Origin of the sequence: Bacillus sp. FSL R5-0443, assembly GCF_038608285.1 — a bacterium.
Classification (GTDB): Bacteria; Bacillota; Bacilli; order Bacillales; family Bacillaceae; genus Bacillus; species Bacillus velezensis.
On record NZ_CP152013.1, the window covers coordinates 1,802,127 to 1,828,965 of the forward strand.

General features: G+C 50.2%; 2 protein-coding genes. Both read left to right on the plus strand.

All coding sequences use genetic code 11. The features are described 5' to 3' along the window. Positions 1-8 precede the first annotated feature (8 nt). A complete protein-coding gene (locus tag NYE28_RS08940) occupies positions 9-10,544 on the plus strand; it encodes an SDR family NAD(P)-dependent oxidoreductase (protein WP_342490388.1) in 10,536 nt (3,511 codons plus the stop codon). Next, positions 10,534-26,835, plus strand: a complete 16,302-nt coding sequence (locus NYE28_RS08945; RefSeq protein WP_342490389.1) for an amino acid adenylation domain-containing protein — start codon at positions 10,534-10,536, stop codon at positions 26,833-26,835. The genes NYE28_RS08940 and NYE28_RS08945 overlap by 11 nt, the downstream gene beginning before the upstream one ends. Positions 26,836-26,839 lie beyond the last annotated feature (4 nt).

Sequence of the window (26,839 nt, forward strand, 5' to 3'; positions counted from 1 at the left end):
GGGAAGGAATGATATCGGAAAAAATCAATATCTCACTGGATCATCCCATCATGAAGGGCCATAAGGTCTTTGGTGAAGCGGTATTGCCCGGTCTTGCTTATATCGATTTGATTTATCAGGTTTTTCAGGAACACGGTTATGTATACAATGAGCTCGAATTGATGCACGTTACGATTTATCAGCCTTTAACCGTAAGTGAAACGGCTGCAATCATTCTGACCATTCAATGTTCTGATAGCGGAGATGGAAAGTGGCTCATCTCCCTTTCAGGGCAGAAACAGCAAGGTGACGAGCTGTCAGACAATATACAATATGCGACGGCTGAAATGGTGAAAAGAGACGCTGTGACATTTGACGAAACCATTGATTTCGGCGATGTGAAGCAGTCAGGCAGATCTCTGAATCTTGATGACATGTATAACCGCTGCCTGGATCATGACTTGGTTCATTCCGGCATGATGAAATCGAACGGACGATTGTACGAAACAGAAGGCGGCATGCTGGCTGAGCTTTCTTGTGAAGAAGGAAAGGATTTCTTTTTATTCCATCCGGCCCTTTTGGATGCGAGCGGAATCGGGGCGAGCGGTTTGCTTTCTGAAACAAACCGGCTTCATCTGCCTTTATATTATGAATCGTTCACGGCCGCCGACAGACTGCAATCTGAGTGCACGGCGCGTATCGCCGCTTCCGGCGTCCGTCAGGAAAAAGAACTCACAACGATGACGATCGAGTACTTCAGCCGATCCGGACAAAAGGTGGCGGAGCTTAAAAACATTACGGGAAAAGCGGTTCGGTTCGAAGAAGACGAGAATACAGCCGAACAGAATCAACAGGCTGCAACTGAGCCGGAAAGCGCAGATGAAAAAGACATCATTCTGTTTTTAAAGAAGCTTTTGGCTGATAAGCTTGGGCAGCCTTGGGAGACGCTGGACGTTCTTGCAGGCTACTATGAGCTTGGGCTGGATTCATCTTCTTTGCTTGAGATTGTACAGGATATCAATAAAAAGACGGGTGCGGACCTCGCGCCCACTCTTCTCTTTGAATATACAAATATAAAAGAACTCGCAGCCTATCTGAAAAAGACCGTTTCATTTGAATGTGCGGAACGTGCAGCCGAACCATCACGGTCTGAAGCTGAAGCGCCGGACGCGCCAGAACATCATAAAAACACCGGAGACATCGCGATTATCGGAATGGCCGGCCGCTATCCGAAAGCGAAAAGTGTGGCGGAGTTTTGGGAAAACCTTAAGGCAGGCACGGATTGCATCACTGAAGTTCCGAAGTCCCGATGGGATTGGAAAACATATCAAAACGTAACGTCCCCATCAGGAAAAACAGTATCAAAATGGGGCGGTTTCATTGACGATGCCGACTGCTTCGATCCGCAGTTTTTCAGAATCTCACCGCGTGAGGCGGAAACGATGGACCCGCAGGAGCGCCTGTTTTTAGAAACATGCTGGGAAACGATTGAAGATGCGGGGTATACGCCAGAAACGCTGGGAAATAAAGGGGAAAAACAGCATCCGATCGGCGTATTTGCAGGGGTGATGCATAAAGATTATTCCTTAATCGGCGCAGAACAATTATCTGAAACTGATCCTTTTCCGGTTTCACTGAATTATGCGCAGATCGCCAACAGAGTGTCCTATTATTGTGACTTCCACGGGCCGAGCATCGCGGTGGATACCGTTTGTTCCTCATCATTGACCGCCGTTCATCTGGCCATTGAAAGCATCCGCCGCGGCGAATGTGAGGCCGCGCTTGCGGGAGGGGTGAACTTGTCGCTGCACCCGGCGAAATATCTCAGCTACGGAAGCGTGGGCATGCACTCAAGTGACGGCCGCTGTCGTACATTCGGCGAGGGCGGGGACGGCTACGTTTCCGGAGAAGGAGTCGGTGCTGTATTGCTCAAGCCGCTGGAAAAAGCCGAACAAGACGGCGACCGCATTTACGCGGTCATTAAAGGAAGCGCCGTTAACCACGTCGGGAAAGTAAGCGGAATTACCGTCCCGAGTCCTGCTGCACAGGCAGAAGTCATTAAGGCCTGTCTGAAAAAAGCAGGTATCAGCCCGCGGACCGTAAGTTATGTGGAAGCCCATGGCACGGGTACTTCGTTAGGAGACCCGATTGAAATTGAAGGTCTGTCAAAAGCGTTCAGCCAAGGGACGCAGGATCAGCAATTTTGTTCCATCGGTTCGGTCAAATCAAATATCGGTCACGCAGAATCAGCGGCGGGGATCAGCGGGTTAACAAAAGCGGCGCTGCAGCTTCATCACAAAACGATTGTCAAATCACTGCATTCTGCGGAATTAAATCCTTACCTGAAATTTGAGGAAACTCCTTTTTACGTACAGCAGCAGACTGCTCCGTGGAAGCAGCCGTCAGCTGAAGAAAACGGTAAAGTCACACATTATCCGCGCAGGGCCGGGCTCAGTTCCTTCGGTGCATCAGGTTCGAATGCCCATATCATTTTAGAAGAATACATTCAGCCTGAACAAAAAGCGCCTGCACCTGAAAACGAGGCAGCAAAACTCATCCCGCTGTCAGCAAGAAATAAAGACAGGCTTCTGGCCTATGCGGAAAAACTAGCCCGATCGCTTTCAGAAAAGACGGTGCTGTCTGAACTGGCTTATACAATTCAGACAGGACGTCAAGCAATGGAGGTGAGAGCTGTCTTCCTTGTAAATGACATCCGCGACTTGAAGCAAAAGCTGAATGATTTCGTAAAAGGAAACGAAAACATCCCCGGTTTATGGCGCGGACAAGCTGAGCTGCCGGAGATGAGCGAAGCCGCTCCCGAGACGGACGATCCGAAACGGCTTGCCGCGTTATGGGCAGAAGGGAAAATAATAGATTGGAATAAGCTGTACGCTTCGGGTAAACCGCGTAAAACCAGCGTTCCGACTTATCCGTTTGCAAAAGAACGCTATTGGATTCCGCAGCAGAAAAAACAGGAGAAAAGCCTGTCAGGCACAGTACTGCATCCGCTTTTACAAGAAAATACGTCAGATTTTTCGCAGCAGCGCTTCACGTCTCTTTTTACGGGAGATGAATTTTTCCTATCTGACCATGTCGTCAACGGACAAAAAATACTGCCGGGCGTCGCCTATTTGGAAATGGCCGCAGAGGCGGTCAAAAAGGCTGCTGCCGTGACGGAAAAAGACCATAGCGTCACACTCAGACAGGTTGTTTGGGTCCGGCCGGTCATGATTGAAGACAAACCGAAGGAAATACATATTGCCCTTTACCCAGAAGATAATGGTGAGATTACCTATGAAATATACAGTGAGGCAGAAAACGGCGAAGATCCGGTTATTCACAGCCAGGGTGAAGCGGTCATTACCGAACCGGGAAGCGCCCAGATTGATATCGAGTCTGTCAAAACTTCCTGCAATTTAGGAATCGTGACTGCGGAAGAATGTTACGGTGCTTTTGAGAAGATCGGTCTGGATTACGGAGAGGCATACAGGGGCGTACAGCAATTGCTGATCGGAGAAGACCGATTATTGGCCCGTATTTCACTCCCAGCAGCCGTACATGACAAAAAAGAACAGTATACGCTTCACCCGAGTATGATGGACGCCGCTTTTCACGCTTCCGTCGGTCTGCTTGTCCGATCGATACATGATGATGCAGACAGCCACGAGCTTTCTTTGCCGTTTGCGATGCAGGAAGTGGAAGTGTTCGGACCGTGTCCTGAACATATCTGGTCATATATCCGGTACACAGAAGGCAGCAAAGCAGATGACAACGTAAGAAAATTTGACATTGATATGTGCGATGATGCCGGTACAGTTTATGTCCGGATGAAAGGCGCGTCTGTCCGGGCGCTTGACACAAGCCAAACAGCGGGCGGAGAAACCTCGGAGGCGCCTGTCGGCCATACGATGCTGATTCCGGCTTGGGAGCCTGTTGCGCTTGAAAAAGCCGGGGAAGCAGCGGCGGATAAGCAGACGGCAGTATTCGGAGGAACGGATTCGAGACATACGCGCATAAAAGAACACCTGCCGAACGCTTCCTATTATCCGATCAGAGGTACGGATGATATCACATCTCTTACGCACATGCTTGAAGGACAAAAAGAACTGGAGCAAATCATTTGGCTTGCTCCGCAGGCTGAGAGTGCGGACAGCCTCAAAGAACAGGAAAGAAACGTTCTTCATGTGTTCAAGCTGATGAAAGCATTACTTGCCTTAGGGTACGGAGAAAAACGTTTGGACTGGTGCATCGTCACAGCAAATGCCCAGCCGTTTTCGGATCAAGACAGCGCCGACCCGTCACAAGCCGCAGTCAGCGGACTTGCCGGAACAATGGCGAAAGAATATCCGCATTGGCATATCCGCATGATTGACACAGAAACGGACGGCAGCTGGCCGATCGAAGAGGCGCTCAGTCTTTCTGCCGGGAAAAACGGTCAAATTTGGGCGTACCGCAATCAGCAGCTGTTTGAGCGGCAGCTGATACCGCTTGACAATATGCCGAAAAACGGCACGCTGTACCAAACAGGCGGGGTTTATGCCGTGATCGGAGGCGCGGGGTATCTTGGCGAGGCATGGAGTGAATACATGATCCGCCGCTACAAAGCACGCATCATTTGGATCGGAAGAAGCACACTGAATGATTCCATACAGGCGAAACTCGACCGGCTCAGCGCATTCGGCCCGGCGCCTGAATATGTTTCCGCCGATGCCGCCGACAGTGCTTCCTTAGAGAGGGCTTATCAGTTCATAAAAGAGCGCCACACAAAAATGAATGGAATCATCCACTCGGCAATGGATCTGTCTGAGCAAAGCTTAAATAATATGAAGACAGAAGAGTTCAAATCGGTGCTGCGGGCAAAAGCCGATGTAAGTGTGTCCATGGCGGAGGTATTTGGACGGGAGCCGCTTGACTTTGCGCTCTTCTTCTCCTCGCTTGTGGCATTTATTCATAACGTGAAACAAAGCCATTATGCCGCGGGATGCGCTTTCAGTGACGCATTTGCGAAAGAACTTGATCAGACATGGAATTGTCCGGTCAAAGTGATGAATTGGGGCTATTGGGGCAACAGCGAAGCGGCTGAAGACGGGGATTTTATTCAGCTGATGGATCAGATCGGATTGGGATTGATCGAACCGGACGCTGCAATGGAGGCGCTTGAAACCCTTATGACGCTGCCGGTTGATCAGGCGGCTTTCATTCATACGACAAAACCGGTCGCAGTCGAAGGGATGAGTGAAAGAGAAAAGATTTCCGTTTATCCGCCTCAGCCGCTTGTCTTTTCACAACAGCCGAAGGTCGCTCCGCCCGGCGCACGTCTTGTTAGAGAGGCTGAACATCAGGAGCTCGATGATTATCTGTATCAGCTGTTGATCGCCCAGCTTAAAGAAGCAGACTTGCTGACGCCGCAAAGCCTTAAAGCGTATGAGCCCGAACATGAATACTTTAAAAAATGGCTCAATCAAACGATCGCTTTCCTTCTGGAACATGGCTATCTGGAAGGGAATGCGGATTCATATAAACTGTCGGCGCGAGCCGAAAACACAACCGCCGCGCTATGGCAAAAATGGGAGCGGGAAAAAGAGGAATGGCTCAATAACGCCGATACAAAAGCGATGACTGTTTTAGCCGAGACGATGCTTAAAGCACTGCCGGACATTCTGCGTGAAGACGTGCCGGCGACAGACATCATGTTCCCGCACTCTTCAATGGAACTTGTTGAAGGAATTTATAAGCACAATCAAGTCGCGGATTACTTTAACAGCGCCCTGTCAGATACATTAACGGCTTATGTGAAAGAAAACATCAGCAAACATTCAAAAGCCGAGATCCGCATACTGGAAATCGGAGCGGGCACAGGCGGCACAAGCGCAGGCATATTTGAAAAGCTTAGGCCGTATCAAAACCATATAAAAGAATACTGTTACACCGATGTATCGAAAGCTTTTCTCGTGCATGCGGAGACGGAATACGGCAAACGGAATCCTTATCTGACGTATAAGCTTTTTAACGCAGAAGCGCCGCTTGCCGGCCAGGACATAGAGCCGGGCGCATACGACATCGTCGTTGCGGCCAATGTGCTCCACGCGACGAAAGACATCCGACAGACGCTGAGAAACGCCAAAGCCGTTTTAAAAGACAACGGTTTGCTGCTCTTAAATGAAATGGCGGGAAACAGCCTGTTCCCGCATATTACTTTCGGACTGCTTGAAGGCTGGTGGCTGCATGAAGATTCTGCCCTTCGTATTCCGGGGTGCCCGGGCTTGTATCCGGAAAGCTGGAAGCGCGTGTTAGAAAGTGAAGGCTGGCATTCTGTCTTCTTCCCGGCAGAAGCGGCACATGAATTAAGCCATCAGATTATAGCGGCAAAAAGCAACGGCATTGTTCGCCAAAAAACGCTTAAAGCAGGGGCTGGAAAACGGACCTCTCCGCCAAAAGCAGCACATGCGCCGGAACTTCAGGCGCAAACAACGGTGCAAAAAGGCGACACGTCTTTAACAGAAAAAAGCACCGAGTACTTGAAAACGTTAATCGGAGAAACATTAAAAATTCCGCCGGCTCAAATTGATCCGAAAGCGCCGCTTGAAAAATACGGAATTGATTCTATCGTCGTCGTACAGCTGACAAACGCGTTACGAAATGTATTGGACCAAGTCAGCAGCACTTTATTTTTTGAATATCAGACGATTGAGGCGCTCGTCGCTCACTTAATCAAAACGAAAAAAGACGCGATGATCAAACTGACGGGACAAACGCCTGTTCAGGAAGAACGGAAGGCATCACCAAAACCGCAGGCTGTACAGCTTGCTAAGCCGCTTCACACTGGCTGGCGGCGGAGGGAAAAACGGGCAGCCAAAGAGACCGTCCGGCAAAGTTCGGTTCGCGACGTGGCCATCATCGGTGTTTCAGGACGCTACCCGCAGGCAAAAACAGCGGCTGAGCTTTGGGCTAATATTAAAAAAGGAAAAAACTGCATAGAAGAAATCCCGCGGGAACGCTGGAACTGGCAGGATTACTACGATGAAGAGAAAGGTAAAGAAGGCTCTATTTATACGAAATGGGGCGGCTTCATTGAGGATATGGACAAGTTTGATCCGCTGTTCTTTCAGATTTCTCCTTTGGAAGCGGAGCGAATGGACCCGCAGGAGCGATTATTTTTAGAAACGGCGTATGCGAGTATCGAGGATGCCGGCTATACGCCTGACAACCTGTGCCAGAGCAGAAAAATCGGTGTTTTTGCCGGCGCGATGAACAAAAACTACCCGACAGGCTACGGCTATTGGTCCATTGCCAACAGGGTATCTTACCTTTTTGATTTCCAAGGGCCGAGCATTGCCGTTGATACAGCCTGCTCCTCTTCTTTGACGGCCATTCATCTGGCGCTTGAGAGCATATACAGCGGTTCAAGCGAATGTGCGATTGCCGGGGGCGTAAACATAGTGACCGACCCGATCCATTATATGAATCTGTCAGTCATGAACATGCTTTCCGCAGGCGACACGTGCAAATCGTTCGGAGACCGCGCGGATGGTTTTGTCGACGGAGAAGGGGTAGGAGCGGTCGTATTAAAGCCGTTGGACCGAGCGATTGCCGACAACGATCACATTTACGGTGTGATTAAAGGAAGCACCATTAACAGCGGAGGCAAAACGAACGGATACACCGTTCCGAATCCGAATGCGCAGGCCGCCTTAATAAAAGAAGCTTTCGAAAGGGCAAACGTCCCGGCGCGCACCGTCAGTTATATTGAAGCCCACGGTACGGGGACCGCATTAGGAGATCCGATTGAAATCGCCGGATTAACGAAAGCATTTGAAGAGGATACAACAGACAAACAGTTTTGCGCCATCGGCTCCGCAAAATCAAATATCGGCCATTGTGAAAGCGCCGCGGGCATTGCGGGTCTGACAAAAATATTATTCCAGCTCAAAGACCGACAAATTGCGCCGTCCCTGCACGCGGATCAGCTGAATCCGAATATTGATTTCGCGTATACGCCGTTTGCCGTTCAGCAGGAGCTCGGTGAGTGGAAACGTCCCGTCATCGGCGGCAAAGAGCTACCGAGAAGGGCGGGGTTAAGCAGTTTTGGCGCGGGAGGAGCAAACGCCCACCTCGTCATAGAAGAATATACGGCAGACAAAGAACCTGATGAGACGCCGGCAGATCAGCCCGCCATCATCGTCCTGTCCGCGAAAAACAGCGAACGGCTCACTGAAAAAGCAAAACAGCTCAGAGACGCCATCCGTGAAAAAAGATACAGCGGCCGCGACCTTATGAGCATAGCCTTTACTCTTCAGACGGGCCGGGTGCCGATGGAAGAGCGTCTCGGTTTTATCGTCCATTCACTTCATGAACTTGAGGAAAAACTGAATGGATTTATCGCCGGACAAAACAGCGCCGGACTGCACCGTGACGGCACGGAAGAAAACAAACGGATGCTTGCCGTATTTTCGGCGGATGATGATATGGAAACAATCATAGACGCTTGGATCAGCAAACGGAAATATTCTAAGCTGCTTGAGCTTTGGGTAAAAGGATTGGACATCGATTGGGCGAAATTATACGGAGACCGTCCTCCGGCCCGCATCAGCCTGCCTGCTTATCCGTTTGCGAAAGAACGCTTCTGGCATCAGCAGCCTGTACAAAGCAAGACCGCACCCGTTAAGGCGCCGGCTGATGAAAATGATCCGGCGGAACAATTTGAAGTGATGGCTTTTAGAGAAGTTCTTAAAGAACAGGCTCTGCCGGCTGCCGGAGAAAAGCAAGTCAAAACGGTGATTTCTTTCTTATCTGATCAGAAGAAGCAGCAGGAAGCCGTCTCTGTGATCAAATCGTATGACAGTGGCATTGACGTTATTTTTATCGCTCAGGGAGACCGGTATGAGGCTCTGTCCGCCGGCCGCTGCCAAGTGGTGCGGGAAGATCCGCAATCATATGTGAACGCTTTTGCGGATATTCAAAAAGAGTACGGTGAAGCTTCTGCCATTTTGTATTTATGGGCGCTTGAAGATAAAAGCTGCATCGAAGATTATTCATGTATCGTCCATATTCTCAAAGCAATGGCTGAGACCGGTCTGCAGCCGGAAAGGCTGTTATTGGCGGGGGAATATGCATCCGGTCTGGAAAGGTGCTACTTGGAATCATGGATCGGCTTTGAGCGTTCGCTCGGCATTGTTCTCCCGAAAACAAGTGTTACCGGCCACTTCAGAAAAGCCGGTGCGGCCATAACGGACTGGATGAGGACCATTTGGGACGAGCTGAAAGCTGAAACAGACCAAACCGTTTTCTTGGAAGAGGGAAAACGATATGTCTATCACACCGAACCAACCGGACTAACGAAAGAAAACAGCAGGATCAGAACCGGCGGAACATATCTCATTACAGGCGGATTAGGAGGGCTCGGCTACTTATTTGCCCGCCATCTCGCCCGGAACTACCAGGCAAATGTCATTCTCACGGGGCGGTCGCCGATCAATGAAGAAAAGAAAGGAAAAATGAAAGACCTGGAAAATCTCGGCGCGGGTGTTCTTTACGCCGAAGCCGATGTTTGTGATCCGATCGGAATGGGCGACTGCATCAAGCGCGCGAAAGAACGATTCGGAGCCATTCACGGCGTCATTCATGCGGCGGGCATCGAAAGCAGAACATCCGTCTTTGAAAATGAAATCGGGAATTTCCGCAGTACGCTTGAACCGAAAATAAACGGAAGCCTGCTTCTTGACGAGTGGCTGAAAAACGAAACGCCTGATTTCATCTGCTACTTTTCATCCACATCGGCTGTTTTAGGAGATTTCGGCTGCTGTGATTACGCGGTCGCGAACAGGTTCCAAATGGCGTATGCCCGCTATAAAAACGAACAATCAGAAAGCGGAAACGCTTTTGTCATCAACTGGCCGGTCTGGAAAAACGGCGGAATGGCCGTCGGCGGTGAAGAGACGACGGGCATGTACCTGAAATCAAGCGGCCAGCGCCTGTTAGAAACAGATGAAGGCATTGAGCTGTTTGAGCGCGTTATTTCTCAAGACAACACCCAGTGCCTTATCATTGCCGGTAAAAGAAGCCGTGCCGAACGATTTTTAGGCATACGGCGGGACGATTCATCAAAACCGGAAGCGCTTTTGGAAACCGTGAGCCGCCGCATTCCGGAAGAAAGCACGGAAAAACGGCTCGAAGCGGATTTGAAAGAGCAGATACACAGTCTGCTGAAAATATCCAAAGATAAACTCGTCCTGCATAAAAACTGGGCGGAATTCGGATTTGATTCCATCTATTTAGCCAAATTTGCCGCTCTTTTGACGAGTCATTACGGCATTGAAGTCACTCCGGCGTTATTTTACAGCTATGCCACGCTCGGAGACGTCATCAGCTATTACCTGACAGAACATAAAGAAACGATCGAAACGTTTTACAGAACGGAAGAAACCGAAACAGAAGCCGCCGCTCCGGATAACAAGGAGTATACGGATCAGGAGATCATCGCCATGATGAAACAGGTCTCTGAGGGGACATTAGATTTTAAAAGAGTGCAAGACATCATAGAAGGGAGTAAGACCTATGAATCATAAAGAACTTCTCGATGCCTACAGATCAGGAACGCTCACCATCGCTGAAGTAGAACAAAAGCTTCAGGCTTTCAAGCGGACAACTGCAAAACGTCCGCTTTCTGAAGGCCAGAAAGGTTTGTGGATGCTTCAGAAAATGTTTCCGGAGATGAGCGCATATAACATTCCGTTATGCTTTCGTTTTCAAAAGCTGGATATCGAGACATTCAAAAACGCCCTTTTGTCCGTGCAGCGCCAGCACCCTATTTTGACCAGTGTGATAAAAGAGGAAAACGGCCTTCCGTATCAGATAGAAGATACGGATCGGCATTTTCCGATTGAAGAAATGGATCTTTCTGAATTAAGCGGGCGTGACGCGCTTTCGTTTATTAAAGAAAAAGCAAAAGAACCGTTCTCGCTTGAAACCGGGCCGCTCCTGCGTGTTCAAGTATTCCGGCGGGCGAAGCGGGAGCCGATTGTGTTAATCACCATTCACCATATCATTTTTGACGGCGTCTCTCTTATGACGTTTATGTCGGCGCTGCTGGACGCTTATGTAAAAGCAAGCGAAGGCAAAGAACCTGTCATGCTTCAGCAGGCCGCAGATTATCATGACTTTGTGAAATGGGAAAAAGAGCTGCTGGAAAGCGAAGCGGGAAAAACGCATCTCTCTTATTGGAAAAAGCAGCTGGAAGGACCGCTGCCGGTGCTTGAGCTTCCGTCGGATTATCCGAGATCATCGGTTCAAACTTGCAAAGGGCAGGCGTATCAGCGCTTGCTTCCTGATGAACTGAACCGGCAGATTAAAGTTTGCGCCAAAAAAAATAATGTCAATGAATCCGTTGTGTATCTCGCTATTTTCAAAGGACTGCTCTATCAATATACGAATCAGGAAGATGTCATCGTCGGCATGCCGACGATGGGGCGTTCTGAGGCTCAATTTGAGTCTGTCATCGGATACTTTATTAATATGATCGCGGTCAGAAGCAGGGAGACGGGCGCCAAATCTTTTACGGCGTTTTTGAAGGAGCTGCAGCTGACACTGGCAGAAGGGCTGGACCATGCCGCGTATCCGTTTCCCGCGCTTGTCAAAGAATTGAAGACGGAACGCTCGCCTGCGGTGTCGCCTGTTTTTCAAACCGCGTTTTTCTATCAAAACTTCTTCCGGACGGAAGGAGCGGAAAAGCTGGCGGAACTATATCAATCACTCGGCATTGAAATGATAGAAGACATTCATCAGGAAGGCGAATTTGAGCTTGCGCTTGAAGTCTATAAAAAAGAAACGGGAACCGTCCTGCAATTTCTGTACAACCCGGATGTCTACAGCCCTTCTTTCATCGAACGAATGGCGGAGCATTATATGAAACTGGCAGAAAAGGTGCTTTCTGATCCGGAGATCGCTTTTGAAGCCTGTTCCGGCCTGCTCAATCAAAAACGGGATGAAAGCCGTTCATCCCATCAGCCGAATGAGCGCTGCATTCATGAAGTGTTTGCGGAAAAAGCCGGACGCCACCCTGACAGAGAAGCCGTCACATTCGGTGAAAACAGTCTTACATATCGCGAATTAGATGAACGAAGCACGGCGCTCGCTGTGTACCTGCAAGAAAAGGGCGTCACACCGGAATGCCCGGTCGGCATTTGTACGGAGCGTTCTTTTGAGATGGTCATCGGCATCCTCGCCATTTTAAAAGCGGGAGGCGCGTATGTACCGCTGGACCCGGCTTTTCCAAACGAACGGATGGCCCACGTGTTGACTGACAGCGGCGTGTCAATCGTATTAACGCAGGAAAAGACGCGCGGCATGATTGAACAGTTGGCCATCGGCGGTGTAAGCACGGTGGAAATTGAAAACAGCGGACGTTCTGCGAGCGGGGCAAAACTGACGCCGCGTTCAAAACCGCATCATCTCGCTTATATTCTATATACGTCCGGAAGCACGGGAAAACCGAAAGGCGTCATGGTTGAGCACAGGGCCATCATGAATACGCTGCAGTTTTTGGAAGCTGAGTACCCGGTCGCACAAGAGGATGCCTATCTGTTAAAAACGAATTACGTATTTGACGTTTCGATTTCTGAATTATTCGGCTGGTTTATCGGAAACGGACGGCTTGTCATTTTGCCGCCTGGTGCAGAAAAAAATCCGCAGCTTTGCATGGAATATATCCAAACCCACCAGGTCACGCATCTGAATTTTGCGCCCGCCGTGTTTAATGTATTTCTGGAAACGGTAAAGCGGCATACGGCATTTACAGAAGACGGCCCTGTGAAATATGTGATGGTGGCCGGAGAGGCGTTTCCGAAAGATTTAGTTAAAAAGTCAGTTTCCATCTTCAAACATGCGAGAATTGAAAACATATACGGCCCGACGGAAACATCCATTTATGCCGCTTACTACAGCTGCGGCCAAAAGGAAATCACAAGCAGGAATACGCCGATCGGGAAACCGATTCACAATACGCGGCTTTATATCGTTGATGAAAAGCTCAGCCCCGTCCCTGACGGTGTGGCCGGGGAGCTTTGCGTGGCCGGCGCCGGTCTGGCCAGAGGCTATTACAATCAGCCTGAGCTGACGGCGGCATCATTTATTGATAATCCGTTTAGTGAAGGAGAAAAACTTTACAAGACAGGTGATTTGGCCAGATGGCTGCCTGACGGAAATATAGAATATGCCGGCCGGATTGACAGTCAGGTGAAAATTCGCGGCTTCCGCATCGAATTGGGAGCGATTGAAACGAAATTGAGCGAACATCCGGACATTCTTGATCAGGCGGTTGTGGTTCAGGAAAAGAACGGACATAAAAAGCTGATTGCTTATTATACGGCCCGCTCCGGTCATACGGCAGACGAAAAAGCGCTCCGCAACCATCTTTTATCGAGTCTGCCGGATTATATGGCGCCTGCCCATTTTATCCGCCTGGATGCACTGCCGTTAACACCGAGCGGAAAAGTGAACCGCAAAGACCTAAAACAGCGCAAGGTAATCGTTCACCGGTCTGAAAAGACGGGCAGACTGCCGTTATCAGAAGCGGAAGCGAAAGTGACCGCAATATGGGAAGACCTGCTGAATACGGCGGGCATCAAAATCGAAGACGGCTTTTTCGATGTGGGAGGCGACTCGCTTCTGGCTGTTGCGGCAGCAGAACGCATTAAACAGGAGCTGGAATGCGATTTTACCGTCACCGATTTATTCGAACACTCTACCATTCAGGCGATCAGCCGATTTATTGTTGAAACAAAACAGGCGGCTGAATCAGAGGCGTCCTGCCAAGATGAGAGAGAAAGAGAACAAACACCGCAAAACGGGGTGCCGTCTTACTTTGATGACAGTGTGGCGATAGTGGGGATTTCCTGCCAGTTCCCCGGCGCGAAAAATCATCATGAGTTTTGGAAGCAGTTAAGAGAAGGAAAGGAAAGCGTCCGGTTCTACTCGGAAGAAGAACTTCGGGAAGCCGGCGTGCCTGAAGATTTGATCGAAAATCCCGACTATGTGCCGGCATTATCGACGATAGAAGGAAAAGATCTCTTTGACCCTGAGTTCTTTCACATTTCTCCGAAAGACGCAGAATTTATGGATCCTCAGCTTCGGCTTCTGCTGCTTCATTCTTGGAAAGCCGTCGAGGACGCGGGATATGTATCGAAAGAGATTCCGAAGACAAGCGTTTATATGTCGGCAAGCAATAATTCGTATCGGTCGCTTTTGCCGGAAAAAACGACAGAAGGCCATGAATCTCCCGACGGCTATGTGTCATGGGTGTTAGCGCAGAGCGGCACGATTCCGACGATGGTTTCCCATAAGCTCGGATTAAAAGGGCCAAGCTATTTCGTTCATTCCAATTGCTCATCATCATTAGTCGGTCTTTATTCAGCCTACAAAAGCATAACGAGCGGAGAATCGGAATACGCGCTCGTCGGCGGAGCAACTCTGCATGCAGCGACCGGCATCGGCTATGTGCACCAAAACGGATTGAATTTTTCAAGCGACGGGCATGTCAAAGCATTTGACGCTTCAGCCGACGGTATGGCGGGCGGAGAAGGAGCTGCCGTCATTCTGCTGAAAAAGGCGTCACAAGCCGTTCAGGACGGAGATCACATATACGCCATGCTCAGAGGCATCGGTCTGAACAATGACGGAGCGGATAAAGTCGGTTTTTACGCACCGAGTGTAAAAGGTCAGACTGACGTCATCCAGCATGTTTTAGACAGCACGAATATTCACCCGGAGACGATTTCCTATATCGAAGCGCACGGCACTGGAACGACATTGGGTGATCCGATTGAAATGTCCGCGCTGCAGCAAGTGTATAAACGTTACACGGACCGGGAGCAGTATTGCGGGATCGGCTCCGTAAAAACGAATATCGGACATTTGGATACAGCAGCAGGTCTGGCCGGGTGCATCAAAGTCGCCATGAGTTTATATCATCGGGAGCTGGCGCCTACCATTAATTACACGTCACCGAATCCGAATATCAAATTCAGCGGTTCGCCGTTTTATGTGGCGGATAAGAGAAAACCGCTGCCGGAGAGAGAGACGCCGCACCGCGCAGCGTTAAGCTCATTCGGACTCGGAGGAACAAACGCACACGCCATTTTTGAACAGTATGAAAACAAAACGATCAGCGGATCAAATGACGGACAGCCGCCTTATATCGTTCCGCTGTCCGCGAGAAATAAGCAGCGTCTTACTGCCTATGCATCTTGTTTATCCGGCTTTCTGGATGAAGCCGAAAACGATGTTTCCTTGCATGATCTGGCATTTACGTATCAGACCGGACGTGAAGCGATGGAAGAGAGAGCCGTTTTTATCAGTCATGATCGTCACGATTTGAAGCGTCAGCTGCAGGATTTCATCAACGGCAATGACCAAAACATCTTACGGGGCGAAAAAGTGAGAAGCAGAGAAGTGTCAGCTCAGGAGATGGAAGAGCTTGCGGCATGTCAGACACGGGATGAAAAGCTGAAAGCACTCGCGGCGCTCTGGCTTGAAGGAGCGCGTGTCGATTGGGGCTTATTGTATCCGGATTCCGCGCCGCAAAGAATCAGTGCGCCGACCTACCCGTTCGCAGAGGAGCGCTTCTGGCCGGAAGAAACCGTGAAGCAAACGGATACCAAGCTTTTGCATCCGCTGGTACATCAGAATACATCCGTCTTGCAGGAGCAGCGGTTCAGTTCGGAATTCACGGGAAAAGAGTATTTTATTGCCGAGCATATCATTAAAGGAATGGCGATCGTGCCGGCTGCCGTTACCCTTGAGATGGCACGGGCCGCGGCGGAGAAAAGCATCGGCGGGGCAACAGAGGAATCTCTGGGCCTGCGCTTAAAGAATATTGTATGGGTCCGTCCGGTGATAGCCGATCAGGAGGCTGTCCGTGTCCATATCGGACTTTATGAAGAAGAGGACGGACAGATTCAATACAGAATGTACGGGGATAACGATTCTATCGGTGAAGAAGCTCCTCTTTATAATCAGGGCATCGCTGAAATCATCCGGAAGGAACCGGAGGAAGCGGCGGATATTGAGCAGCTGAAGCGCCGGTGCACACAGGGAACAATCGAATCTCAAGCGTTTTACAAAGGAATGATCGGTGCTGATTACGGGCCGGGTTACAAAGGGGTGCAGCTTGTATACAAAGGCGAAGACCGGCTGCTTGCTAAATTGAAGCTTCCTGAATCCGTCTCTCATACAAAAGCTGATTATATCCTTCATCCGAGTATGATGGACGGTGCGCTTCAGGCCGCCGAATATTTGCAAAACGTGACGAGAGCGCTGCTTGCAGAAAGCGGGGAACCATTCAAAGCCGCATTGCCGTTTGCTTTAGAGGAGCTGGACGTTCTGAATCCGTGCGCTGATGATATGTGGGTGCACGTCACGTTCAGTGCGAACAATAAAGCCGGCGATCCTATCCAAAAAGCCGATATTGATTTATATGACAATAACGGCGGGCTTTGTGTGCGGATGAGAGGTTTCTCAACACGGATCATGGAAGAAAACGCGGGTGCAGGCGATCCTGTCAGCCGTACGGACACATTGCTCGCTGAACCGGTCTGGAAAGAGCAGCCGGAACCGGCCGATCACGAGCCTTCGTATGAAGAGCATATTATTTTCCTTTGTGAGTACGATGAAGCCGTAAAACAGGCCGTGGAAGCAAAGCTTGAACATGCAAGCGTCATTATCTTGGACGATCGTCCCGCATCTATTGCAGAGCGGTATCATTCTTATGCGGGCCAGCTGTTTGACCATATCAAAACCATAATGAAAAGCAAGCCGAAGGGCCGCGTTCTTTTTCAGGCTGTTACGCGGTCAGCAGGCTTACAGCGGGTGTTCTCAGGCATTACCGGCCTCTTCAAAACCGCATGCCTTGAACATTCCAAGCTGATTTGTCAAATGATCGAAGCCGAGGAGAAAGAAAGTGCTGAAGGCATAGCGGAAAAAGCGTCCGAAAACCGTATGCATGCCGAAAGCGTCCATGTGAAATATGAAAACGGCAAGCGCTTTGCCGCTGATTGGGAAGAGATGGATATTTCTCAAGCGGAGCCGGACATTCCGTGGAAAGACGAAGGCGTTTATCTCATTACAGGAGGTGCGGGAGGTTTAGGTCTGATCTTTGCAAAAGAGATCGCAAACCGTACAAAAGACGCCGTCATCATACTAACCGGCCGGTCCGCTCTCAGAGAAAAGCAGATAGACATGCTGGAAACAGTACGTGCTGCCGGCGCTTCTGTTTTCTATGAGCAGACCGATGTCACGGACGAAGCAGAAGTATACCGATTGATCCGCAATATCCGCAAACGGCATGGCAGGCTGGACGGGATTGTTCACAGTGCCGGCATTACAAAAGACAACTACATGGTGAAGAAGACGGCAGAGGAATACCAACACGTTCTCGCTCCGAAAGTGAAGGGCCTTGTGTATCTTGATGAAGCGTCACAACAGGAGAAATTAGATGTCTTTATTGTCTTTTCATCCTTATCAGGTGTGCTTGGAAGCGTCGGCCAGGCTGATTATGCGTCTGCAAATGTCTTTATGGAGATGTATGCCGAGTACCGCCGTTCTTTACAAGCCGCAGGACAAAGATACGGAAAGACGCTTTCTGTCAGCTGGCCGTTATGGAAAGAAGGCGGAATGCAGGCAGGAAAGCAGACGGAAGATATGCTGATGCAGGAGGCGGGAATCGCACCGCTCGGCACAGATGCCGGCATCAAGGCTTTATATCAAGGCTTGATGAGCGGGACAGCCCGGATGACGGTTGTTGAAGGAGATGTGAAACACATGAAAGCAAAACTGTTCCGCAAAGAGAATGGTCATCCGGAAGCAGAGACCGGCGTACGTCATGACATTGATGCTGACAGCCTGCTTGAAAAAGTGAAGCATCTGTTAAAACAGCAGACGGCCTCACTGTTAAAAGTAAACATTGACAAAATTGATCCTCATGAAGAAATGACAAAATACGGGCTGGATTCCATCTCGATGACTGAGTTTACGAACCAGTTAAACAAAACGTACCGGCTTACGTTAACGCCGACGATTTTCTTTGATCATCCGACAATCCATGAATTTGCCGTTCATTTAATCAGTGAATACGAAGAGGAATTTGCCGGACGGTTTGCGGTAAATACAAAAACGGTTCAATCGGCAAGACCGGTAAAAGAGACTCAAATCACGCGCCCGGCCGTTAAGCGACGACGCACTCTGCCTGAGACACTTCCGCAGACAGTGCAGCGGGGCCAAGGGCCGGAACCGATCGCAATCGTAGGCATCAGCGGGATTTTCCCGATGGCAGAAGACATTGAAGCTTTCTGGCAGAACCTGAAAGAAGGCAAAGACTGCATGACCGAGATTCCGAAAGACCGCTGGGACTGGCGGGACTATTACGGGGATCCCGCAAAAGAAGCCAATAAAACAAACGTCAACCAAGGCGGGTTTATTGACGGAATTGCTGAATTTGATCCATTATTTTTCGGGATTTCACCCCGGGAAGCGGAGCAAATGGACCCTCAGCAGCGTCTCTTGCTGACGTACGCGTGGAAAGCGATCGAAGATGCCGGGTATGCGTCAAAGAGTCTCTCAGGCACAAAGACAGGTGTGTTTATCGGGACCGGAAATACCGGCTACGGTTCTCTTTTAGCCAATGCCGATGCGGCGATTGAAGGGTCATCCGCGGCGAATACAAGTCCGTCTGTCGGACCGAACCGTGTCAGCTATACGCTCAATCTGCACGGGCCGAGCGAACCGATTGATACCGCCTGCTCAAGCTCGCTCGTTGCCATACACCATGCCGTTTCTTCAATTGAAGAAGGAACGTGCGACATGGCTTTGGCGGGAGGAATCAATACGATTGTTCTTCCGGATGTGTATATCAGCTTTGACAAAGCGGGCGCGCTGAGTAAAGAAGGAAGATGCAAAACGTTCTCTGATCAGGCTGACGGTTTTGCCCATGGTGAAGGAGCCGGTCTCTTTTTCCTCAAAAAGCTGAAAGCCGCTGAGGCGGATGGGGACCATATTTACGGCGTCATTAAAGGAAGCGCGGTGAATCACGGCGGCCGCGCGGCATCTTTAACAACGCCTAACCCGAAACAACAGGCGGAAGTCATTAAAGCCGCATACAAAAAAGCGGGCATTGATCCGAAAACAGTCTCTTATATCGAAGCGCACGGCACCGGAACAGAACTGGGAGATCCTGTTGAAATTAACGGCCTGAAACAAGCGTTCAGCTCGTTTGCAGACGGAAAAGAGAAAGCGGCCGGCTATTGCGGTTTAGGGTCGGTTAAAACGAATATCGGCCATTTATCCCTTGCCGCAGGAGCAGCGGGCATTATTAAAATTTTGCTGCAGATGAAGCATCGGACATTAGTAAAAAGTCTCCACTGTGAGACGGTAAATCCGTACATTCAGCTTGAAGACAGCCCGTTTTATCTGATGCGGGAGACGATGGAATGGAAGACGCGGACGGACGAACGCGGAAACGAACAGCCTCGCCGCGCGGGCATCAGCTCATTCGGCATCGGAGGCGTAAATGCCCACGTCGTCATCGAAGAATACATCCCAGAAGACAGAGAGGAAGCAGATGATTTTCATATCGACCCATGTCTTTTCGTTCTGTCCGCCAAAAATGAAAAACGCCTGAAAGAGCAGGCAAAACAGCTGAAACGTGCGCTTACTGAAAAACGGTACGATCAATCCTCCCTCGTTTCTATGGCGTATACCCTCCAAATCGGAAGGGACGCCATGGAAGAACGCCTGGCGGTTATTGCCGGATCTGCAGAAGAACTGCAGGAAAAACTGTCACAGTTTATCACTGGAGATAAGCATGCGGATTTGTACAGAGGAAGAATAGACAAAGGCACGCTGCAAATGCTGACGGAAGATGAAGAAATTCAAGAAGCCGTTGAAAAATGGATGGCACGCGGCAAATACGCGAAGCTGCTTGAATTATGGGTCAAAGGGCTGAACGTCGATTGGGCGAAGCTGTATGGAGACCGGCCGCCTAAACGCATGAGCCTGCCGTCGTATCCTTTTGCAAAAGACCGCTATTGGGCGGCAAAAAGCACCGGAAAACACGAAAAAACAAGCACTGTATCTGCCGGAAAACAAGACGCGCTTCATCCGCTTCTGCACAGAAATACTTCAAACCTTGCAGAACAGCGGTTCAGTTCAATCTATACAGGAAAAGAATTTTACCTTGCGGACCATGTTGTAAAAGGCGTACCGATTTTACCGGGAGTGGCACATCTTGAAATGGCGCGCGCAGCAATGGAACAGGCATCTGAAGTTCCTGCCGGACAAGGAAGCGTCAAGCTTAAGAATACGGTTTGGGTGCGGCCGATCACCATTGAAGACGAGCCGGTTCATGTCAACATCCGTCTCATTCCTGAAACGGCAAATGACGTTCAATTCGACATTTACAGCGGCCGGGAAACAGATCAGCCGTCCGTTTACAGCCAAGGGGCAGTATCAGTCCGCCCTGACGCCGAGGCTCCGGTCATTGATCTCCAAAAGCTGAGATCACAATCCGCCGAGACACCGTTTTCTGCAGATGAAGTGTACGATATGTACCGCAAAATCGGTTTTGATTACGGCCCGGCTTTCCGGGGTGTCAAAGCGATTTATACAGGTGATGATTTCGTATTGGGCAGACTGTCACTTGATGCGGCTTGTGCGGACACGGTACAGGAGTATGTCATGCATCCGGGCTTAATGGACTCTGCATTGCAGGCATCAAGCATATTAACCGGAACAAATGATGAAAAACTGATGCTTCCGTTTGCGGTTCAGGAGCTTGAAGTATTCAGCGCATGCGCTGCCGAGATGTGGGTTTACGCCAGACTTTCTGAAGACCACAAAGCCGGCCAGATTGAAAAACGCGATCTTGATATTTGTGATGAAAACGGCAAGGTTTGCGTAAGGCTGAAAGGTTTGTCATTCAGAACGGCTGAAAAAGAACCTGAGAAAAAAGAAAAAGCTCCGGAAACGCTCATGCTTGAGCCGGTATGGACCCGAAGCGATGAAACCGCTACTCAAACGGAACCGGTTTTTGCCCGGCATATCGTGTTGCTTTGTGACACAGACGCCGGATTGAAACAAGCCGTTGAAGCCGCGGGAGCTGAATGTATTGAAATGACCTCCCGGCACGGGAAAGCGGCGGCGCGCTTCCGTGATTATACAGGGCGGATATTGGAGACGCTGCAAAAACTGCTGAAGGAAGAGACGGATGGAGACGTCCTCATCCAGACGGTTCTCTCTAAAACAGATAAGCATCAGCTGCTCTCAGGCATTTCAGCTTTGTTAAAAACAGCCGGCCTGGAACATAAAAAACTGAAAACCCAGCTGATTGAAATAGAACCGGCGGAAAACGGCAGAATCACAGACATCATCAGAGAAAATAAAACACGGGCTGATGACAGCCATATCAAATATGAAAACGGCATCCGATACAGCGCAGATGTCAAAGAAACGGCCGTGTCCGGCGGCAAAATACGCATTCCGTGGAACGACGGAGGCATATATCTCATTACCGGAGGAGCCGGGGGCTTAGGCTTTATTTTCGCAAAAGAAATCGCCCGCAAAGTCAAAGAGCCGACACTGGTTTTGACAGGCCGTTCCGCATTAAGCGAGAATCAGCGGATGCAGCTGCAATCGCTTGAATCACTCGGAGCAAAAGCGGAATACAAGCAGGCTGACGTAACAAACGCTCAAGCTGCGGCAGACTTGGTCAAAACAATTGAAACGGAATATGGCGGCCTTCACGGCATCATTCATAGCGCGGGTGTGATGAAAGATCAGTATATCGCAAAGAAAACAACCGAAGAGTTTTACAGTGTACTGGCCCCTAAAACGGACGGATTTGTCAACCTTGATGAAGCAACCGAGCATTTAGCGCTGGACTTTTTCATCGTTTTCTCATCCATTTCCGGCGTCACCGGGAATGCGGGACAGGCGGATTATGCGGCGGCAAACGCATTTATGGACAGCTATGCGGCATACCGCAACGCACTGGTTACCGCAATGTACCGCCACGGTCACACATTGTCGGTCAATTGGCCGCTGTGGAAAAACGGCGGAATGCAAGTCAATGAAGAAATGGCGAAGCTCACCGAAAAAAGAACCGGTGTAACGCCGATGCGCACTGAGACCGGAATAGAAGCTCTTTACAAAGCATGGAGCACGGGGAAAACAAGCGTGCTCGTCATGGAAGGAAACCGCGCCGTAATGCGGGAAAAGCTGCTTCAAAAGACTCCCGCAGCCGCTTTTGCACCGGTTAAGAAAACGGATGAAACGCCTGCGCCGAAAGACCTGACGGCAAAACTTCAGGAATTGCTGGCAAACGAGGTTTCCGGGCTTCTGAAAATAAACATTGAAGAAATCGATATCGAATTGGAGTTTAATCAATACGGATTTGATTCCATTACGCTGACGGAATTCGCCAACAAGCTGAATGACACTTATCAGCTTGATCTGACACCGACCGTATTTTTTGAATATGCGACGATTCAAGCCTTGGCGCATCATTTAGCAGAAGACTATCAAACACAATTTGCCGGCAGTACACAGCCGAAAGAAGAAAAACAAAGCAGCGTAACTGATGATGGCGGTATCAGACTGGCAGGGAACAAACGATTTGCAAAAACTGCCGTACAGCCTGTTCAGACGGCGGCTGAACATAAGCCGGAACCGATCGCTATTGTCGGCATGAGCGGAGTGTTTCCGAAGGCCGCAAATATTGATGAGTATTGGCGCAACTTAGAAGAGGGAAAAGACTGTATAACAGAGGTGCCGGCGGATCGCTGGGACTGGCGTGAGTATTACGGTGACCCGCTTAATGAAGCCAACAAAACAAATGTAAAGTGGGGCGGATTTATTGACGGAGTTGCGGATTTTGATCCGCTGTTCTTCGGAATTTCACCGCTGGAAGCCGAACAGATGGATCCCCAGCAGCGCTTGTTAATGATGTATGCGTGGAAGGCGATAGAAGATGCGGGATATTCCGCTAAAAGCCTTTCCGGCACGAAAACAGGCCTGTATATCGGCACGGGGAATACCGGATACGGCTCACTGTTTTCCGACCTGGATATCGGCGGTGCGTCAGCCGCGAATATGAGTCCGTCAGCGGGGCCGAACCGCGTCAGCTATATGCTTAATCTGCACGGGCCGAGTGAACCGATCGACACGGCTTGTTCCAGCTCGCTGGTCGCGATTCATCACGCCGTATGCGCCATTGAAAACGGGAACTGCGATATGGCGATCGCCGGCGGCGTGAATACCGTCGTCACACCGCAAGGCCACATCGCTTATGACAAAGCCGGCGCTCTGAGCAAAGAAGGGAAATGTAAAACATTCTCCGACAGGGCGGACGGATTTGCCGTCAGTGAAGGTGCCGGAATTCTGTTTTTGAAAAAGCTGTCAGAAGCGGAAAAAGCGGGCGATCATATCTACGGTGTCATTAAAGGCAGCGCGGTCAATCACGGCGGACGTGCGAACTCCTTGACGACGCCGAATCCGAAAGCCCAGGCGGAAGTCGTCAGAACGGCTTATGACAAAGCAGGCATTGATCCGAGAACAGTCACTTATATTGAAGCGCACGGAACCGGAACGGAGCTTGGCGATCCGGTCGAAATCAACGGCCTGAAATCCGCCTTTCAAAAGCTGTACGAAAAAACAGGCGATTCCGCCGTTTACGCGAGTCACTGCGGTCTGGGATCGGCCAAAACCAATATCGGCCACCTGTCACTGGCAGCCGGTGTCGCGGGTGTGATCAAAGTGCTGATGCAGATGAAGCATAAAACACTTGCAAAAAGCCTCCACAGCGAGGTCATCAACCCGTATATCAAGCTGAAAGACAGTCCGTTTTACATCGTACAGGAAAAAAGAGAATGGACGGCATTGAAAGACGAAAACGGCAATCTTCTGCCGCGCCGTGCGGGAATCAGTTCTTTCGGCATCGGCGGCGTAAACGCCCATGTCGTCATTGAAGAATATATCCCGAAGGAAGAAAGAAAAACAGCTGTTTTCACACACCCTCAAATCTTTGTGCTGTCGGCCAAAGAAGAAGAGCGTCTGCAGGAACAGGCGCAGCAGCTGGCGCAAGCTTCTTTTACGGATGCGGATCTTGCCGATGTTGCTTACACGCTTCAGCAGGGGCGTGATGCCATGGAAGAAAGAGCGGCCATTATCGCTTCCTCGGCTGAAGAACTGCGGGACAAGCTAAAGAGCTGTGCGAAAGGACGTTATGATATAGCGGGCATTTATAAAGGAAAAGCGGGTAAAACCTCCCTGAAATCCATTCTGGCAGGCGCAAACGGGGGAGCGGATATCGAAGAGCTGATAAGCCGCCGAGAGAATGACAAGCTTGCGGAATTATGGGTGCAGGGCGCGGATATCAAATGGGACGGCCTATATTCTGATATCAAGCCTCAACGGATGAGTCTTCCTGCTTACCCGTTTGCGAAAGAGCGGTACTGGATCACGGATAATCGGCCGAAAGCAGAGAAACCGCAAGCTGTGCCGACGTCGCGGGTGCTGCACCCGCTGCTTCACGAAAATGTATCAGATTTAACAGAGCAGCGGTACCGATCCGAATTTACGGGACAAGAGACGATTTTCACCGATCATCTTATTAAAGGCAAGCCGGTTATGCCGGGCGTTGCCTACTTGGAAATGGCTAGGGCGGCGGTTGCTCAGGCACTCAAAGGGCAAAAGGAACGTCCATCTGTCACCCGCCTGAAAAACATCGTTTGGGTTCGGCCGATCGAAGCGGGAAACCGCCCGATTGAAGCGCAGATCAGCCTGAACCCGAGGGAAAACGGTGAAATCGTGTATGACGTTTACACGGATTCACAAACAGAAGCAAGCGGCAGGCAGATACACTGTCAGGGGGCTGCCGGCATTCTCAGCGCCGGGGAGGCTCCGCACCGTGATATAGGCGCACTGAAAGCTCAATGCGGCCTCAGTATACTGACTTCTGAACAGTGTTACGGCTTATTCAGCAAAATCGGCATTGACTACGGTCCCGGACAACAAGGAATTCAGCAGATTCATATCGGAAGCAATCAAGCATTGGCTGAGCTCCGGCTGCCTTCCTTCCTCGAAGAAACGGCAGATCAATACGTTCTTCACCCGTGTATGCTTGATTCAGCTTTGCAAGCGACAATCGGTCTGAAGCTGCACGCAGATGATAACCAGCTGTCACTGCCGTTCGCCCTTGAAGAACTGGACATTTTCAGCCCGTGCACGACAAGCATGTGGGCGTATGTCAGCTCCCGGGGAACGGATGAAAAAATACAGCGTATGGACATTGACTTATGCGATGAGACAGGCCGGGTCTGTGTCAGAATTAAAGGGATTTCTTCCAGAATGATGGAAGGCCCCGCGCCGGAAACATCATTAAATGGAGCAAACCTTCTGGCTCCGGTGTGGGATCTCGCGGAATTCCGTGATCAAAGCCCGGCATATAAGACGGAAGAGGTTGTCTTTATCGCGGGGGATGAGGAAAGCGCGGCTTTTCAATTGCATCATCCTTCTGCGAAACGGCTTCATATCAACCCGGAGGATGAAATAGAGGCTGTTGCGGCTGAACTGAAAGCAACAGGGTCTTTCGGGCATATCGTATGGATCGCTCCTTTTCACAGCGCTGATGACATGGTAAAAGCTCAGGATGCGGGCGTCATTCAGATGTACAGAGTGATTAAGGCCATGCTTGCTTTAGGATATGGAGGCAAGCGAATCAGCTTGACTTCAGTCACAATAAAAACACAGTCCGTACAGCCGGCGGACATTATTGATCCGGCTCATGCAGGCATTCACGGTTTGGTCGGCTCGCTCGCAAAAGAGTATCCGAACTGGCAAACAAGGCTGATTGATGCCGGCTGTCCGGAAGATGTTTCAAAGGCGGAGCTGTTCTCAGCGCCGTTTGATGAGCAAGGCAATACATGGGCGTACCGGAACAATCACTGGTACAAACAGCGCCTTATTCCTGTACAGCAGCCGGTGTCAAGCCGGCCCGCCTACCAAAAAGGCGGCGTTTATGTCGTCATCGGCGGCGCGGGGGGCATCGGCGAGGCATGGAGCGAATATGCCGTGAAAACGTATCAGGCGCGAGTCGTTTGGATCGGCAGACGAAAACATAACAGCGCCATCCAGGAAAAAATCGACAGACTCAGCCAATTCGGCCCGGCTCCGATTTATATTGAAGCTGACGCGGCAAATCCGAATGAGCTCACACGGGCGTATGAAACGATCAAACGCACGCACCCGCAAATTAACGGAATCATCCATTCCGCAATTGTTTTAGAGGATCAGAGCCTGGCAAATATGCCGGAAAGCCGTTTGAAAAGCGTGCTCGCTGCGAAAGTCAATGTCAGCGTGAATATGGCCCGCGTGTTCCGAAATGAGCCGCTGGACTTTGCTTTGTTCTTCTCATCTGTTCAATCATTTGCACGAGCGGCCGGACAAAGCAATTATGCTGCCGGATGCAGTTTCAAAGATGCCTTTGCCGCTCATTTGGCTCAAGTTCGGCCGTATTCGGCGGCAGTGATGAATTGGAGCTACTGGGGCAGTGTCGGAATCGTATCATCTGCCGACTATCAAGAACGGATGAAACAGGCGGGAGTCGGATCAATTGAAGCGCCGGAAGCAATGGCGGCGCTTGAACGATTGCTCGGCGGCCCGTTGAATCAGTTCGTCATGATGAAACAGGCGGAAGAGCCGGAGGAAAAACCGGAAGAAATGATAGAAGTATACCCTGAACATCACGGCTCGGCGATGCAAAAACTGCGAAGCTATCAGCCTAAAGTAACAAGACATGTACAACAATTGAGTTAAGGAG